Origin of the sequence: Neolewinella marina (assembly GCF_002631205.1) — a bacterium.
GTDB lineage: Bacteria > Bacteroidota > Bacteroidia > Chitinophagales > Saprospiraceae > Neolewinella > Neolewinella marina.
Genome location: NZ_PDLO01000003.1, coordinates 469,813 through 485,619 on the forward strand (window position 1 = coordinate 469,813; position 15,807 = coordinate 485,619).

Sequence of the window (15,807 nt, forward strand, 5' to 3'; positions counted from 1 at the left end):
ATGACCCGACCCCTCTTTATCGTGATCGAAGGCCTGGACGGCAGCGGCAAAACCACCCAGGTGGAAATGCTGCGCGACTATTTCCAGGCCCGCGGCGAAGCCTGTCACCTGACGGCCGAACCGACCGATCTGCCCACCGGGCGTCTCATCCGGAGCATCCTGCAGAAAGAGTTTAGGGTAGACCCCCGTACCCTTGCCGCCCTGTTCGCCGCTGATCGGGTGGAGCACATCTTCCATCCCGAAGAAGGCATCCTGGCCCACCTGGCCGCGGGCCGCCACGTGATCGCAAGCCGCTACTACTTCAGCAGCTTGGCCTACCAGAGCGAGTTCGTCGATCCGGGCTGGATTGCCGCCCTGAACCGTCAGGCCAAAACCGCCCTCCCCGCCGACCTGACAGTTTTTCTGGACCTTGACCCCGAAACCAGCATGGAGCGTATCACGGCGCGTACCGGCGACGACGAGCTCTACGAAACCCTGGAAAAGCTCACCCACGTGCGCGACAGCTTCCACGCCGCCTTCAGCGTGTTTGGGGAAGGAGAAAACATCCAGGTCATCAACGCCGCCCAACACCCGGTGGAGGTGGCGGACGCCATCATCGACCAGGTGGAAGCTTTGTAATTATTACTCATCCAGAATTTCCTGACAATGGTAAAGACAATTGACCTTAACTTTCTGGAGAAGCCAAAATCCATTGCCGCCTTCGCGGTGGCCGACGAGGCCGGCTACACCCTGGTGGAATGCGGTCCATATTCTACCCACGATACGCTGCTGAGGGGATTGGCCGAACACGACATTGAACCGCAGCAGGTGCATACCCTGCTGCTGAGCCACATTCACTTCGACCACGCCGGGGCCGCCTGGTGGTGGGCAAGGCAGGGCACCCAGGTGTACGTACACCCGCGGGGCCACAAGCATATGCTGGATCCTACCCGGCTGTACAACTCCGCCCGGCAGATCTACGGCAGTCGGATGGAGGAGTTGTGGGGCAAAATGGAGGCCATCGCACCGGAGCGACTGACGGCCGTGGACGACCGGCAGGTGGTGGAGCGGGGCGGACGCCGATGGACGGCCCACCACACCCCGGGGCACGCCAGCCACCACATTGCCTGGCAACTGGACGATGCGGTATTTACCGGCGACGTAGGTGGTTGCCGGATCAACGGCGGACCCGTGGTTCCCCCTTGCCCGCCACCGGACATTGATTCCGAAGCGTGGCACGAATCCATCGCCCGACTGCGATCCCTCGATGCCGCCCGGTTCTACCTCACCCACTACGGAGAAATCACCGACGTAAACGATCACCTCAATGAACTGGGTGATCGCCTGGACAGCTACCTCCAGTGGATGGAGCCCTACTACCGGGATGGTGCCCGCGCCGAAACCGTAGAACCGCTGTTCAAGCAGTTCTACAGCGGGGAGCTGCGGGAGGCGGGGGTTTCCGAGGCCGACCTCGAATCCTACCTGGCGGCCAATCCGCCCTACATGAGCGTAACGGGTCTGCTGCGCTGGCTGCGCATTCGTGATGAGCGGGCGGCGGCGGATGCCTAGTGCATCCGGTCGCCGCGCACTTCCAGTTTCGTCATCAGGTCCGCCTCAAAGGCGAGGTATTCCTTCCAGCGCTGGTCTACTACGTCCCGGGGAAAGTACTTCCTGGCCAGTTCGATGAACAGCACGTAGTGGCCGGCTTCGGCCACCATGAACTTGTGGTACCACTTGCGCAGCTCTTCATCGGAGACGTAGAGGCTCATCAGCCGGAAGCGTTCGCAGCTGCGCGCCTCGATGAGGGCGAAGATCAGCAGGCGTTCGAGCAGGGCGGCGTCGCGACCGCCGCCCTTTTTCGAAAAGTCCATCAGGGCATTGACGTACTCGTCCTTCCGCTGGCGACCCAGTTTGAGTCCGCGCCGGTCGAGTTCGGCGAGCACCGCCCGGAAGTGGCCCCACTCCTCGGTGACGATGGGCGCCAGCTCCCGCACGAGTTCCTCCCGGTCCGGGTAGCCCTGGATGAGGGAGATGCAACTCGTGGCGGCCTTCTGCTCGCAGTAGGCGTGGTCGGTCAGGATTTCTTCCAGGTCCATCTCCGCCAGGTTTACCCACCGCGGGTCGGTGGGCAGGCGGAGATTCAGCATCTGTACAGTGGCCGGTTCCATCATACCCAGTATACGAGGTTGAGGTCCTGGGCGTGGGGCATCAGCTCGTGGGTCGGGCGCAGGCGGAAGCCGTACTCGTAGACCCCGGCCAGGCTGGGGTCGAGCTGGATCCGGAAGGTGGCCGTTCCCTCGGTGCTGGCCACCCGCTCGAAGGGCTGGCTGCGGCGCAGGACGATCTTTTCCTCGTCGATGCGCTGGTAGAAGAGCGCCTCGAGCACCAGGTGCTCGGGGGCGATGCCGTTGGTGGCGATCACCACTTCCGCCGTGAAGGCTTCACCGACGGGCAGGGGATGGTTGATGGAGTCGAAGCTGTTGTTCTCGACGGTCTCCAGTCCTTCCCAGCGCTGGCTTACGTCCTCCTTCCAGGCGGCGTAGTCCTTGCCGGCCTGCATATCGTTCTGGCGAACGGCGGCGGCACTCTTGCCCAGGGGCAGGTAGTAGCGCTCGTAGTAGTCGTCCATCATCCGCTTCATGGTGAAGGTGGGAGCCACTTCGGCGATGATCTGCTTGACGTAGCCCATCCACTTCTTGCTGATGCCGCTGTCGTCGCGGTCGTAGTAGGTGGGAATGATCTCCTCCTCGAGGATGCGGTACATCGTTTCCGCATCGAGCTCGTTTTGCAGGTGCTGGTCCTCGTAGGTCCGCTCCAGGGGCAGGGCCCAGCCGGCGTCCGGACGGTAGCCCTCGGCCCACCAACCGTCGAGTACGGAGAAGTTCACCGAGCCGTTCAGGGCGGCCTTCATGCCCGAGGTGCCGGAAGCTTCCAGCGGGCGGGTGGGGGTGTTCAGCCAGATGTCGACGCCCTGGGTCAGCAGCTTGGCCATCTCCATGTTGTAGTCTTCCAGGAAGATGATCTTGCCGGCGAAGTCCGGGTCCTTGCTGATGTGCACGATCTGGCGGATGAGGTCCTGACCGCCCTGGTCGGCGGGGTGGGCCTTGCCGGCGAAGAGGAAGATGACGGGTTGCCCGGCGCGATTCACCAGCTCCCGCAGGCGGTCACGGTTGGTGAACAGCAGGGTGGCGCGCTTGTAGGTGGCAAAGCGACGGGCGAATCCGAGGACGAGCGCCTTGTCGTTGATCTTGCTGAGGATGTCGAAGGTGGTCCGGGGGCTCTCGCCGCGGCGCCGCATGTCGACTTCCAGCTTGTGCTTCACGTAGTCCAGCAACCGCACCTTGAGCGCGTGACGGGTCTGGAACAGGGTTTCGTCGTCGATCTGGTGGACCTTGCGCCAGATGTCCTTGTTGCTCTGGTCGCGCACCCAATCCTTGCCGAATTTGGTACTGAACAGCTCATGGATGCTGTCGGCAATCCAGGTGGGGTAGTGCACCGAGTTGGTCACGTAGCCGATGTGGACCTCCTCGGCCGTGTAGCCGGGGTAGAGGTTGGTGAACATCTCCTGGCTGACGTGGCCGTGGAGCCGGGACACGCCATTGACGCGCTGGCTGAGGCGGATGCTGAGCTTGGACATGTTGAAATCCTCGTGATCGTCGGCCGGGTTCAGGCGTCCGAGGGCCATGAATTCTGACCAGTCGATGCCCAGTTCACCGGCGTAGTTGTAGAGGTACGACCGCATGAGGTACTCGGGGAAGTGGTCGTGACCGGCGGGTACCGGGGTGTGGGTGGTGTAGAGGCTCGAGGCCCGCACCATCTCCCGCGCTTCGGGGAAGGAAAGTCCCTGGTCTACGTAGTTCTTCAGTCGTTCCAGCGAAAGGAAGCCGGCGTGTCCCTCGTTGAGGTGGTAGATGTCAGGCTGCAGACCCATTTCCTCGATGGCGCGGACGCCACCGATGCCGAGGAGGATTTCCTGTTTGAGGCGGTGCTCATTGTCGCCGCCGTAGAGCTGGTGGGTAAGGGCACGGTCCTCAGGGCTGTTGTCTTCGTGGTCGGTATCCAGCAGGTAGAGCTTGATCCGGCCGATGGCCAGGCTCCATACCTTGACCTGCACGAGCCGGCCCTGGATACCCACGGTGATCTTGAGCCAGTTGCCGTCTTCGCGGCGCACGGGCTGTACGGGCAGCTGGGTAAATTTCTGGGCGGGGTAGTGGTGGACCTGGTCGCCGTTGAGGCTCAGGCCCTGGTTGAAGTAACCGTAGCGGTAGAGCAGTCCGACGCCGAAGAGGTCGACGTTGCTGTCGCTGGCTTCCTTCAAGTAGTCGCCGGCCAGTACGCCCAGGCCACCGCTGTAGAGCTTCAGGCTGATGTGGAGGCCATACTCCATGCTGAAGTAGGCGATGCGGGGCAGGTTCGGCTTCTGGGGTTCGGCCAGGTAGGCGTCAAAGGCCTTTTCGGCACTCTTGACCTCCTTCAGGAAATCCTTGTCGGCGGCCAGCTCCTTGAGGCGGGCGGGGGGCAGGTTTTCCAGCAGGGCAACCGGGTTGTGGTTCAGTTCGACGAACAGCTTGGGGTCGATGGCCATGAAGAGGTTCGCCACCTGGGGCATCCACGACCACAGGATATTGTGGCTCATGCGGTGGAGGGGGGCGAGAGCTTCGGGCAGTTGGTTCTGAATAAAGATGCGCTTGAGCTTCATCTCCGTATTCGTTGGGGTGATAGTCATGTCTAATTGGTCGTGTTGGGGAATTTCGCACCATCCTGCGGGGACGCGGGTGCGATGATCGCGCGGAACGGCTGGGGGGGGTAGTTCAGAATGGAAGCACAACTCGGCCCCCCTATAGCGGGGCCGGTTGCCTAGTGCAGACTGAAAGTGCATGCCGCGGCGGGTCCCAAAAATGCGACTAATTATGCTAATAACAAAAAGGACCCGCTTTCCTTCGGCGAAAAGCGGGTCCCGGCAGGCAGCAATTTGCCCGATCAGTAGAGGTACTCGAGGGCTACCCGGTCGTAGTAACCGAACTCCCCATCTTCTCCGCTGCTGAAGCAGGACAGCATGACGGAGTTGGCATCAAATCCGGTAGGCGTTCCGGGGATGTGTACCGCCCCGGTAGAGCCGGCCGATTCTCCGGTCTGTCCGCAGGATTCCCGGCTGAACCAGTCGGTGTGCCGCAGGCCCATGGAGTGGCCGATCTCGTGGGTCATCACGTGCTCGTTCACGTTGGTGTCGTAGTTCTCCATTCCGTTGTAGATCACCACCCACTTGTAGGGTTGGCCGCCGCTGGGGAAACCGGCCTGACCGCCCGCGCCGTTGTTCGACACGTCGCGATAGACCACGATATCGGCGTTGGTGGTAGCTCCGAAGGTGAGGACAAACTGTTTGTCGGTGTTCAGGGCGTTGTAGTTGGCCACGGCCCATTGCAGGGCGGTCTGCATCTTCGAGGTAAGCGCGTAACCGCTGCCAGTGTAGCCCTCCACGGTAATGTAGTTGTCGGTGACCAGGTTGTTGGTGCGGTACTGCTTCTCCAGGGCCGCGTCCATGGCCCGCAACTCCCGCAGTTGATCCTTGGTCAGGGCAATGTCGTCGTCCACCAGGTAAAGGGTTTCCACGGTACCGTCGGGGCGGCGGTTGGTGATGGGGGTCGCCGAGCCGAAATGGGCGGAATGGCCGTCCACGTGCTGCTGAATGGGCTGCTGGAGCCCCAGTTCGGGCATGGCCACGTGGCCGTCCTCATTGTGGTCGACCAGAAAGGTGGTGGAAGGGGTAAGGTCCTCGGCGGGCAACGTGCCATCCTCGGCACAGGCGGTTAGGAGGGCGAAAATGAGAAAGGGGAAGAGGTGTACAAATGGCTTCATTGGAAGGATTTGGATTGGTGTGGTCAGGGCAAGGGAAAGGAAGCGGCAGCAGGCTACCGTTCGGATCCGGACAACCGGACCACGTGTGAAAAGAATTGGCATTATCAGTTACGATCGCCGCCAACACGCCGGAAAAAACCCGGGGACGTGCGAGGGTGATGGTGTTTTAGGTCGAGCCCAAGGTAACAATCCCGTTAATAAATCCAACCTCCAGCACAATAAAATTTCACCCCTGGGAAATACAGTAAAAGATTGGATGGTGGCAGCCTACATAATGTAGAATTTACAATAAGTAGCTCCGGCTACCGGTGTATTCGCAAGGGAATACCCCACCCGCCGCGAACCCCGCCCCCCGGGGTGCCTGTTTTACTCACATGAGAATTATATGCCTTACCACCGCCGCCCTCCTCACCGTGGGATCCTGCGCCTCCCAGGTCTCCAATGAGCAAAAGGCCGCCCTGGCCAGCGAGCCTCCCGTTACCGTGGAGACGGCCATTGGCCCCCTGGAACTTCCCAGCCCCTACAGCACCGAATCCGCCGTAAAACTGAGTGAAGTCGTCGACTGGCCCGCCGGTCGGACTCCGGAAGCTCCCGCGGGTTTTACCGTCAACCGGTTCGCGGACGGGCTGCAACACCCCCGCAGCACCTACGTCTCCCCGGAGGGTGAGATCTTCGTGGTGGAGAGCAACACCCGCAACAGTGCCAACCGAATCCAGAAACTGGTGGATACCGATGGGGACGGCCAGGTAGACGAGCGCAAAGTCTTCGCCACCGACCTGAACCAGCCCTTCGGTATGCTGATTCTGGACGGCTACTTCTACGTAGCCAATACCGACGCTACCTATCGCTATCCCTACCAAACCGGACAGGACAAGCTCGACCCCAGCCAGGGAGAACAAATCCTCGCCACCCCGCCCCGCGGGTACAACAACCACTGGACCCGCAACCTGCTGGCCGCCCCCGACGGCAGCAAAGTTTACGTCTCGGTAGGCTCGGGCAGCAACGTGGGGGAGAACGGTATGGAGGCCGAAGAGAACCGCGCCACCATCCTGGAGATCAACCCCGACGGCAGCGGGATGCGGGAATACGCTACCGGCCTGCGCAATCCGGTAGGCATGGACTGGAACCCCGCCACCGGGGAACTGTGGACGGCGGTAAACGAGCGCGACAAGCTCGGCGATCACCTGGTGCCCGATTACATCACCAGCGTGCGGGAAGGCGGATTCTACGGTTGGCCGTACAGCTACTACGGTCAGATCAATGACCCCCGCTGGGCCGACGATCCCCACCCTGAGCTGGTGGAGCAGGCCATCGTACCGGACGTGCCCCTGGGTTCCCATACCGCATCCCTGGGATTGGCCTTCTACACCGCCGATCAGTTCCCCGAGCGCTACCGTAACGGGGCTTTTGTCGGGCAGCACGGCAGCTGGAACCGATCCGACTTCAGCGGCTACAAAGTGGTCTTTGTGCCCTTCGATGCGAGTGGCAAGCCCCAGCCCCCGGAGGATTTCCTGACCGGTTTCATCGCCGACGCTGACGCGGGCAAGGTATGGGGCCGGCCCGTTGGCGTATCGGTACTGCCGGACGGCAGCCTGCTGGTCGCCGACGACGATGCGGGTATTCTCTGGCGCGTGGCTTATCCCTAACTTCCGGTCATGCCCGGGGAGGTTCCCGGAGTATACACTTCCTCACTATGCCACTACTCATTTTGTTGCTGGGCTTCTTCTTCCCCCGGCTCGTCATCGTCCTGCTGTACTTCTTCACCGGCTGGTTCCGGGCGGCCTTTGATGGCTTCATCCTGCCGCTGCTCGGCTTCATCTTCTTGCCGTTGACCACCCTATGGTACGGCATCTCGGAAACCTACTTTGAAAGCGTTCAGACCGTTGGCCTGATCATCGCCGTACTCCTTGACCTCGGCATCGTGGGTAGCAAGATGCGTAAGTAGGGTGGAGGGCCTCCCGGCCCGATCATTGGGGTACCACGGAATCACAGAGGGGCACGGAGGGGGCGGTCTAGCGGCTCAGTGTACCTCCGTGGCTCCGTGGTTTTTCAGAAGCGATACGTGTAGCAGGGTGGAGGGGCCTCCAGGCCCGATACAAACTCGCCCCAGGAGAAGCTCGAGCTACAGCGGAATGTTACCGTGCTTCTTCTTGGGGAGCACGGTGACCTTCCCCTCCAGGGAAGCGAAGGCCCGGATGAGTTTGCGCCGCGTCTCTTGGGGATAGATCACCTCATCGATGAATCCCCGCTGGGCGGCGCGGTAGGGGTTGGCAAATTTCTCCGCGTACTCGGCCTCCTTTTCGGCCAACTTGGCGGCGGGGTCGTCGGCGGACTGGATCTCCCGCCGGAAGATGATCTCGCTGGCCCCCTTGGCCCCCATCACGGCGATCTCAGCTCCCGGCCAGGCGTAGTTGAAGTCGGCCCCGATGTGCTTGCTGTTCATCACGTCGTAGGCGCCGCCGTAGGCCTTGCGGGTAATGACGGTCACCCGGGGCACGGTAGCTTCGCTCAGGGCGTAAAGCAGCTTGGCGCCGTTGGTGATGATGCCGTTCCACTCCTGGTCGGTGCCGGGCAGAAATCCGGGCACGTCCACCAGCACCAGCAGGGGCACGTTGAAGCAGTCACAGGTACGGGTGAAGCGTGCGGCTTTTTTGGAGCTGTCCACGTCCAGTACCCCCGCCAGGCTGTAGGGCTGGTTGGCGATGATGCCGATGCTCTTGCCCCCCAGGCGGGCGAAGCCCACGACAATGTTCTCCGCGTACCGCTCGTGTATTTCCAGGAAGCTGCCTTCGTCGATGATGCCCCGGATCACTTCCCGCATGTCGTAGGGCTGGTTCGGGTTGTCGGGGACGATACCGACCAGTTCGTCACGGATCTCCGAGCCCAGCTCAAAGGGCAGGTCGGCGGGCTTCTCCTCGCAGTTTTGCGGCAAATAGCTCAGCAGCCGGCGCAGTTGTTGCAGACAGAGGACGTCGTTGGCGGCCGTCAGGTGGGTGACCCCCGACTTGGTGGAGTGGGTGGAGGCTCCCCCCAGCTCCTCGCTGGTCACGCTTTCGTTGGTGACGGTCTTGACCACGTTCGGACCGGTCACGAACATATAGCTCGTATGCTCTACCATGATGGTGAAGTCCGTCATGGCGGGGGAGTAGACCGCCCCGCCGGCGCAGGGGCCCATGATGGCCGACAGCTGGGGGATGACGCCCGATGCCTGGACGTTGCGGTAGAAGATATCGGCGTAGCCCCCCAGGGACCGGACCCCCTCCTGGATGCGGGCCCCGCCGCTGTCGTTCAGTCCGATCAGGGGCGCACCGGTTTTAACCGCCATGTCCATGATCTTGCAGATCTTCTCGGCGTGGGTTTCCGACAGCGAGCCGCCGAACACCGTGAAGTCCTGGGCGAAGACGTAGACCAGCCGGCCGTCGACGGTGCCGTAACCGGTGATCACCCCATCGCCGTAGAAGACCTGGTCCTGCATGTCGAAGTCGGTGGTCCGGTGGGTCACCAGCGCGCCGACCTCCTCGAAGGTGCCGGGATCCAGCAGCAGGTGGACGCGTTCGCGGGCGGTAAGCTTGCCCTTTTCGTGTTGCTTGGCGATGCGGGAGCTACCGCCACCCAACCGGGCCTTGCTCAGTTTTTCGTCGAGGGTCTGTAGTTTATCCATATTGGTCGGGGCGGTTGGTTAGTGGCGGCTGAGCCACTCGATGGAGCTGGAGCGGGGTACCGTCAGCCGTTGGGAATTCTGTTGGTATAGAAAGGCGGCGAAGAGGGCAGCGGCGCGGGTTTCTTCCGCCCCGGCCTCCGCAATGGCCTCAGGCCGGAAGTGGTGGGCCACGAAGTGGGTATCGAAATCGCCCGAGCGGAAGGCCTCGTGGGTAAAGACGAACCGTCCGAAGGGCAGGGTAGTCTCAATGCCCTCGATGTGGTACTCGGCAATGGCGGTGAGCATCTTGGCGATGGCCTCGCCCCGGGTGGCCCCGTGGGTAACCAGCTTGGCGATCATCGGATCGTAATGGATGGGAATGTCCATCCCCTCCTCGAAACCGTCGTCGACCCGGGCGTCCGGCGGGGTACGGTAGGTGGTGAGCCGGCCGATACTCGGCAGAAAGCCGTTGGCGGGATCCTCGGCGTACACCCGCAGTTCCAGGGCGTGGCCATTGATGGTCAGGTCCTCTTGGCGAAAGCTGAGGACTTCCCCCTCGGCCACGCGGATCTGCTGCTCCACCAGGTCGATGCCCGTGATGAACTCCGTGACGGGATGCTCCACCTGCAGGCGGGTATTCATTTCCAGGAAGTAGAAATTGCGGTCGGCGTCGAGCAGGAATTCAACCGTACCGGCGCCCACGTAGTCACACGACTGGGCGACCCGGACGGCGGCGGCACCCATTTCGCGGCGGAGCGCGGGATCCAGGACGGCCGAGGGGGCCTCCTCCACGACTTTCTGGTGGCGGCGCTGGATGCTGCAGTCGCGCTCGAACAGGTGGACGCAGTTGCCGTGGGTATCGGCCAGCACCTGGATTTCAATGTGGTGGGGGGAGGCAATGTACTTTTCGATGAAGACGCTGCCGTCGCCGAAGGCATTGCGGGCCTCGCTGATGGCGCGGTGCATCTGCTCCTCCAGTTCTTCGGCGGAGTCGACCACCCGCATGCCCTTGCCGCCGCCGCCGGCGGCGGCCTTGATCAGGATGGGAAAGCCGATTTCCCGGGCCACCGCCCGCGCCCGATCGGGGTCGTCGACGGCTTCGTCCAGACCGGGGACCATGGGGATGTCGTAGGCACTCACCGTCTCCTTGGCGGCCAGTTTGTTGCCCATCACCTCGATGGCGTGGGGGCGGGGACCGATGAAGGTGATGCCGGCCGCGGCCACCCGTCGGGCGAATTCGGCGTTCTCACTCAGGAAGCCGTAGCCGGGGTGAATGGCGTCCGCTCCGGTATCCCGCGCCGCGGCGATGACCTTATCCATATCCAGGTAGGACTGGGCGGAAGGCGCCGGCCCCAGGTGCACCGCCTCGTCGGCGAAGCGGACGTGGGGTGAGGTGCGGTCGGCGTCGGAGTAGACAGCAACGGTGCCCAGGCCCATGCGGCGGGCGGTACGCATCACGCGCAGCGCGATCTCGCCTCGGTTGGCGACGAGTATTTTTTTCATTCCATTTCGATTAACAGCTGACGCTTGTCCACGGCCTCCCCTACGCTCACTTTCACCGCCTTTACGGTACCATTGCCTTCGGCCTTGATGACGTTCTCCATCTTCATGGCCTCGAGGACCAGCAGGGGGGTGCCGGCTTCTACCACGCTGCCCTGCTCGGCCATCACCTGCAGGATCAGTCCCGGCATGGGGGCGGTGACCTCGTTGCTCTGGTTGGCTACCGTGGTGGCCAATCCCAATTCCTGCACGATGCGGTCGTAGGCGTCGGCCAGTTCCACCGTGAAGCGGCGGCGGTTGACGGACACTGTCATCCGCTTGCCGAATGCGTCGGTGTCGATGAGTTCGCAGGCGAAACTTTCCCCACCCAGCAACAGGTGGTACTTACCGTGGAAGGGACCGACGATGTCCAGGCCGGCGAGTTCTTCACCGCTGAGGTCAAACGACTGGTCCGCAACGGTGGCGGTCATTTTATCCATGGGGGCAACCTAGCTGTTTTATCAGACACCTACAAATCGCGGCCGCCTAACGGGGCTGCATCCGGATGCCCGCGTCCATGCGCAGGACGGCCCCGTTGATGTAGTTGTTCTCGACCAGGTGACGGGCCAGCCCGGCCACCTCCTCGGCGCGACCGAGGCGCACGGGGAAAAGGGGTTGCTTCGACAATGAGTCGTACACCTCCTGGGGAAAGGCGTCGAACATCGGGGTGTGGATCAGTCCCGGCGCGATGGCGTTCACCCGGATTCCGTTACGAGCGAGGTCGCGGGCCATAGTAAGTGTCATGCTCACCACGCCGCCCTTTGAGGCGCTGTAGGCGGCCTGCCCGATCTGCCCCTCGTAGGCGGCCACCGAAGCAGTCTGGATGATTACCCCGCGGCTCCCGTCCTCGTCGAGGGGCTCATTGCGCGACATGGCGTAGGCTACGATACTCGACACGTTGAAGGTGCCGATCAGGTTGATGTTGATCACCTTGGCGAAGAGGGCCGCGTCCCCCGGGCCCTCGCGGCCGATGGTTTTCACGGCCGGAGCAATGCCGGCGTAGTTGCAGCAGATGTGGATGTGGCTCCAGGCGGCAAGTACCTCGTCCACCCCGGCTTGTACGGCGGCGTGGTCGGTCACGTCGACTTCCTGGTAGCGTACGTTGGTGCCGAGTTCGGCTACGATTGCTTCCCCCCGCTGTCGGTCGCGGTCGAAGATGGCAACCCGGGCGCCAAGCTGGTGGAAGAGGCGGGCCGTGGCTTCCCCCAGGCCCGAGGCGCCACCCGTGATGATGGCGGTACAGTTCTCAATATTCATGCCGCAACCTACAAATTTTGGGCAGCAACTCGTCGGGACCGGGACGGTGTTCACCAACATATGAGAAAACTTCTAAAATAAATGGCTTATGCAAGCAAGGACACATTTAGGAAAGTAAATTCTCAATCGCCGATCCAATGGGTAACAACTTACGTAGGTACAAGAAACCAATTGACCTTATGAAGACACCAAAGTTCTCCCAGTCGCGCGTCGTCGCCGAGCGGGATCCCCACAGCCGCCGGTCCTTCCTGCGCAAGTCCGGTCTCGGACTCGCCGCGGCCGGCCTCTTCCTCGCCGGATGTGAAGACGACGACGACCCCATCATGTTCGACAACACCGTGAACCTCGGCAGCGGTGACGTAGCGGTACTTAACTACGCCTTTGCCCTTGAGCAGCTCGAGGCAGCCTTCTACGCCCAGGTACTCCAGGGTGGCTACTTCGCCAGCGCCTCGGCCGAGGAAAAGCAGATCATGACCGATCTGGAAGCCCACGAGCGGGCCCACGCCGAATTCTTCCAGGCGGCCATCAGCTCGGTGGCCACCGCCATCCCCGCCCTGGAGGTGGACTTCTCCAGCATCGACTTCGACAGCCGCGCCAGCGTACTGGGTACCGCTCAGGCTTTTGAAGACCTTGGTGTCTCCGCCTACAACGGTGCCGGACGTCTCCTTACCAACCCCGACTTCCTGCTGATCGCCGGCAAGATCGTCAGTGTGGAGGCCCGCCACGCCGCCGCCATCCGCAGCATCAACAGCAATTCGCCGCGGGCATTCGCCAGCAGCGAGGTAGTGGATTCCAACGGCCTGGACCTCGCACGTACGCCCTCCCAGGTGCTTGGCATCGCCGGTACCTACATCACCACCCCCATTGACGCAAGCGGTCTGCCCCAGTAGTCCCCCAAAAAGAAACAACCATGAAACTGCTACATCTCTTCAACGAATTTGAACGGGGGGCGAACGGATCGGCTCCCCAGCTGACCACCCGCCGTGAGGCCTTCGGCCAGATCGGACGCACGGTCGGTAAAGCGGCCACCCTGGCCCTGCCTCTGGCCGCCTTCCTGAAACCCAACCACGTCCACGCCCAGACCAGCGGCGACAGCATCATCGACGTGCTCAACTTCGCCCTGACCCTGGAGTACCTGGAAGCGGAGTACTACGCCATGGGACTCGACGCAAACGGCCTGCTGACCGGCGACATCCGGGAAACCATTGCCCTGATTGGCGACCACGAAGCCGCCCACGTGGAATTCCTCAAGTCCGCCATCAGCGGATCCGGCGGTACCCCCGTCGACAAGCCTGAATTCGACTTCACGGCCGGAGGAAACTTCAACAACGTCTTCTCGAACCAGACCATCTTCCTGGCCATCGCCCAGGCCTTCGAAGACACCGGCGTGCGTGCCTACAAAGGACAAGCCGCCAACCTGATGGGAAACAAGGACGTGCTGACCGCCGCCCTGCAAATCCACTCAGTAGAAGCTCGCCACGCTTCCGAGATCCGTCGGATCCGCGGATCGAAGGGCTGGATCACGAACGCCGAGAACACCACCGGTGCCGGTGCCGCCGACGCGGTCTACGCCGGAGAGGACAACGTGATGCAACTCGGGTTCAACGTGACCACCGTTACCCAGGTCAACCGCAACCACATCACCGAAGCTTGGGATGAGCCCCTGAACAAATCCGAAGTACTCGGAATTGCCTCTCTCTTCCTGGAGGATTAAGGCTACCCGACAAACACTATCGACGCGCGCAGTACCATTGGTGCTGCGCGTTTTTTTATCCCCCGGACTTATCCCAGTCCCACATCCAGCGTCATCATTACAATGAAGCCGAGGACAAATCCGAGGGTGGCGATGTCGGTGTTGCTTTCCAGTTGGGTTTCCGGCACCACCTCCTCGATTACCACGAAGATCATGGCACCCGCCGCGAAGGCCAGGGCGTAGGGGAGAATGGGGGTAAAGAAGGTTACCGCCAGCGCACCTGCCACGGCCGCAATAGGTTCCACGGCGGCCGACAGCTGTCCGTACCACCAGCACTTGAAACGGCTGACGCCCTGACGCCGCAGTGGCATGGAGACGGCCAGGCCCTCGGGGAAGTTCTGGATGCCGATGCCCAGGGCCAGGGCAACCGCGCCGCCGATGGAGGCCCCCGGCATATCCGCGGCAATGCCGCCGAACAGCACACCTACTGCCAGGCCCTCCGGAATATTGTGGAGGGTGATGGCCAGCACCAGCAGGGTAGTGCGGTGCCAGGTTGACTCCAGCCCCTCTTTCTCGCTGTATTTGAAGTTGATGTGCAGGTGGGGCAGCACCTTGTCCAGTCCGAAGATGAACAAGGCACCGGAGGCAAAGCCGATCACGGCCGGAAATACCTTAACGAATCCTTCTCCCGGACTCATCTCGATACCGGGCGCCAGGAGGCTCCAGAAGGAGGCCGCCACCATTACACCGCCGGTGAAGCCCAGGGCGCCGTCGAGGAGGGTCCGGTTCATCCCGCGGAAGAAAAACACCAGCGCCGCCCCGCTGGCCGTCAGGATCCAGGTGAACAGGGAGGCGTAAAAGGCCGCCAGGATGGGATCAATGGAGGCGAGGTAGGAGGTGACACTGGATAGCATAGCGACAAAGTAAGCGCGAATTCTTTATTAATGTTTGCCGCGTCCCCCCGCCGAAACCGCCGCCCCGGTGCCTCCATCTAGTGTTAAAGTGTGAACGGATGTATATCAGGACATTAAATTTGGGTTAGTTTTTGTTGAGAACCCCAATTACACCAGCGTATCAAACACTATTACACCAAACTGCTGCTGCGCTCCGTGCGCAGCACGCTGCCGGCCATTTCATTAGGGATGGTCGCCTGCCTGCTCTTCCTGCTGGCATCCGTATGGGTGCACTGGAGTTTACCCACCTCTTACAGCCTGCTGTTCCGCGACGTAGGGGCCGAAGTAGAGATGCCCGTCTCCCACGGTCTGTTTTCCCAGCTAGGCATCATCCTGTGGTCGCTCGGCATCGGTTCGCTGATGCTGGTGCTGTTCACGGCCCCCTACGACTACCGATGGTCGCGGGGATTCGTGTGCTACTCCATGGTGGTAACCCTCACCCTCGCCCTCGACGATGCGTTCCGTATCCACGAGACCCTCTTCGCCGAAGTCCTGGGGGTGGGCGAGGGGCTGGCCTTCGCGATCTATTTCCTGCTGATCACTGGCTATTTCACCATTTATCCCCGCCATATCCTGCACTCTCCCTGGCCCCTGATGGTTATCGCCCTGGGCTTGTTCGCCGTCTCCATGGGGATCGACCAGACCCCGGGACTGGCCAACTACGTCGGCTACGATGAGATGTTTCTGCTCGAGGACGGGAGCAAACTGGCAGGCATCATCTTCTGGACGCTCTACCAGTACCTGATGGGACGCAACTGGCTGCGGAGGCCGGTTGATGACTACCTCGGAACAGTTCCTCACCAACACCACTACGAAACACAGCAGCGGGCCAGAACCCAGCGGCAGTTTACCCATCACCACGACTGAACAGTTGAGGGGCCTAACCCGAC

15 protein-coding genes are annotated in these 15,807 nt (G+C 61.9%); 7 read left to right on the top strand and 8 right to left on the bottom strand.

The window, feature by feature from the left end:
• Positions 1-618 carry a dTMP kinase gene (gene tmk / locus CGL56_RS10425; RefSeq protein ID WP_099106477.1) on the top strand — a complete coding sequence of 206 codons (618 nt, stop codon included), beginning with the start codon at positions 1-3 and terminating at the stop codon, positions 616-618.
• Between the two features lie 27 nt (positions 619-645).
• Positions 646-1,548, top strand: coding sequence for an MBL fold metallo-hydrolase (locus CGL56_RS10430; protein ID WP_099106478.1), 903 nt, complete (start codon positions 646-648; stop codon positions 1,546-1,548).
• On the opposite strand, the gene miaE is transcribed toward CGL56_RS10430, so the two are convergent.
• The 3 genes from miaE to CGL56_RS10445 form a co-directional block, all read right to left on the bottom strand.
• The gene (gene miaE, locus CGL56_RS10435; protein ID WP_099106479.1) at positions 1,545-2,147 is read right to left on the bottom strand and encodes a tRNA-(ms[2]io[6]A)-hydroxylase; all 603 of its coding nucleotides are present in this window, start codon (positions 2,145-2,147) and stop codon (positions 1,545-1,547) included. The two genes, CGL56_RS10430 and miaE, sit on opposite strands and share 4 nt — an antisense overlap.
• Complete coding sequence (gene glgP, locus CGL56_RS10440; RefSeq protein ID WP_099106480.1) at positions 2,147-4,705, bottom strand: alpha-glucan family phosphorylase; 2,559 nt, start codon at positions 4,703-4,705, stop codon at positions 2,147-2,149. The genes miaE and glgP overlap by 1 nt, the downstream gene beginning before the upstream one ends.
• Before the next feature lie 254 nt (positions 4,706-4,959).
• Positions 4,960-5,835 (bottom strand): M57 family metalloprotease, encoded by an 876-nt coding sequence (locus CGL56_RS10445; protein ID WP_099106481.1) that lies wholly within the window; start codon positions 5,833-5,835, stop codon positions 4,960-4,962.
• A gap of 374 nt (positions 5,836-6,209) precedes the next feature.
• On the opposite strand from CGL56_RS10445, the gene CGL56_RS10450 reads away from it, so the two are divergent.
• A complete protein-coding gene (locus CGL56_RS10450) occupies positions 6,210-7,481 on the top strand; it encodes a PQQ-dependent sugar dehydrogenase (protein WP_099106482.1) in 1,272 nt (423 codons plus the stop codon).
• Between the two features lie 47 nt (positions 7,482-7,528).
• Entirely contained in the window at positions 7,529-7,780 is a 252-nt protein-coding gene (locus CGL56_RS10455) for a hypothetical protein (RefSeq protein ID WP_143470681.1), read from the top strand.
• 177 nt (positions 7,781-7,957) lie between these two features.
• On the opposite strand, the gene CGL56_RS10460 is transcribed toward CGL56_RS10455, so the two are convergent.
• The 4 genes from CGL56_RS10460 to CGL56_RS10475 are packed head-to-tail and all read right to left on the bottom strand — an operon-like array spanning position 7,958 to position 12,271.
• Positions 7,958-9,496 (bottom strand): acyl-CoA carboxylase subunit beta, encoded by a 1,539-nt coding sequence (locus tag CGL56_RS10460; RefSeq protein ID WP_099106484.1) that lies wholly within the window; start codon positions 9,494-9,496, stop codon positions 7,958-7,960.
• An 18-nt stretch (positions 9,497-9,514) separates the two neighbouring features.
• Positions 9,515-10,978: an acetyl-CoA carboxylase biotin carboxylase subunit gene (locus tag CGL56_RS10465; RefSeq protein ID WP_099106485.1), complete on the bottom strand. Its 1,464-nt coding sequence runs from the start codon at positions 10,976-10,978 to the stop codon at positions 9,515-9,517.
• Entirely contained in the window at positions 10,975-11,454 is a 480-nt protein-coding gene (locus tag CGL56_RS10470) for an acetyl-CoA carboxylase biotin carboxyl carrier protein subunit (RefSeq protein WP_099106486.1), read from the bottom strand. The genes CGL56_RS10465 and CGL56_RS10470 overlap by 4 nt, the downstream gene beginning before the upstream one ends.
• A gap of 46 nt (positions 11,455-11,500) precedes the next feature.
• Positions 11,501-12,271 carry an SDR family NAD(P)-dependent oxidoreductase gene (locus CGL56_RS10475; protein WP_099106487.1) on the bottom strand — a complete coding sequence of 257 codons (771 nt, stop codon included), beginning with the start codon at positions 12,269-12,271 and terminating at the stop codon, positions 11,501-11,503.
• 179 nt (positions 12,272-12,450) lie between these two features.
• Between CGL56_RS10475 and CGL56_RS10480 the strand changes: the two genes are divergently transcribed.
• Together CGL56_RS10480 and CGL56_RS10485 are read left to right on the top strand one after the other, a co-directional pair.
• Entirely contained in the window at positions 12,451-13,161 is a 711-nt protein-coding gene (locus CGL56_RS10480; protein WP_099106488.1) for a ferritin-like domain-containing protein, read from the top strand.
• A gap of 20 nt (positions 13,162-13,181) precedes the next feature.
• Positions 13,182-13,985, top strand: a complete 804-nt coding sequence (locus CGL56_RS10485) for a ferritin-like domain-containing protein (RefSeq protein WP_099106489.1) — start codon at positions 13,182-13,184, stop codon at positions 13,983-13,985.
• 68 nt (positions 13,986-14,053) lie between these two features.
• Here the strand turns inward: CGL56_RS10485 and CGL56_RS10490 are convergent, their stop codons facing one another.
• Positions 14,054-14,878: a ZIP family metal transporter gene (locus tag CGL56_RS10490; protein WP_099106490.1), complete on the bottom strand. Its 825-nt coding sequence runs from the start codon at positions 14,876-14,878 to the stop codon at positions 14,054-14,056.
• A 195-nt stretch (positions 14,879-15,073) separates the two neighbouring features.
• Here CGL56_RS10490 and CGL56_RS10495 point away from each other — a divergent pair, with 195 nt between their 5' ends.
• Entirely contained in the window at positions 15,074-15,784 is a 711-nt protein-coding gene (locus CGL56_RS10495; RefSeq protein WP_143470682.1) for a hypothetical protein, read from the top strand.
• The last annotated feature ends 23 nt before the right edge of the window (positions 15,785-15,807 follow it).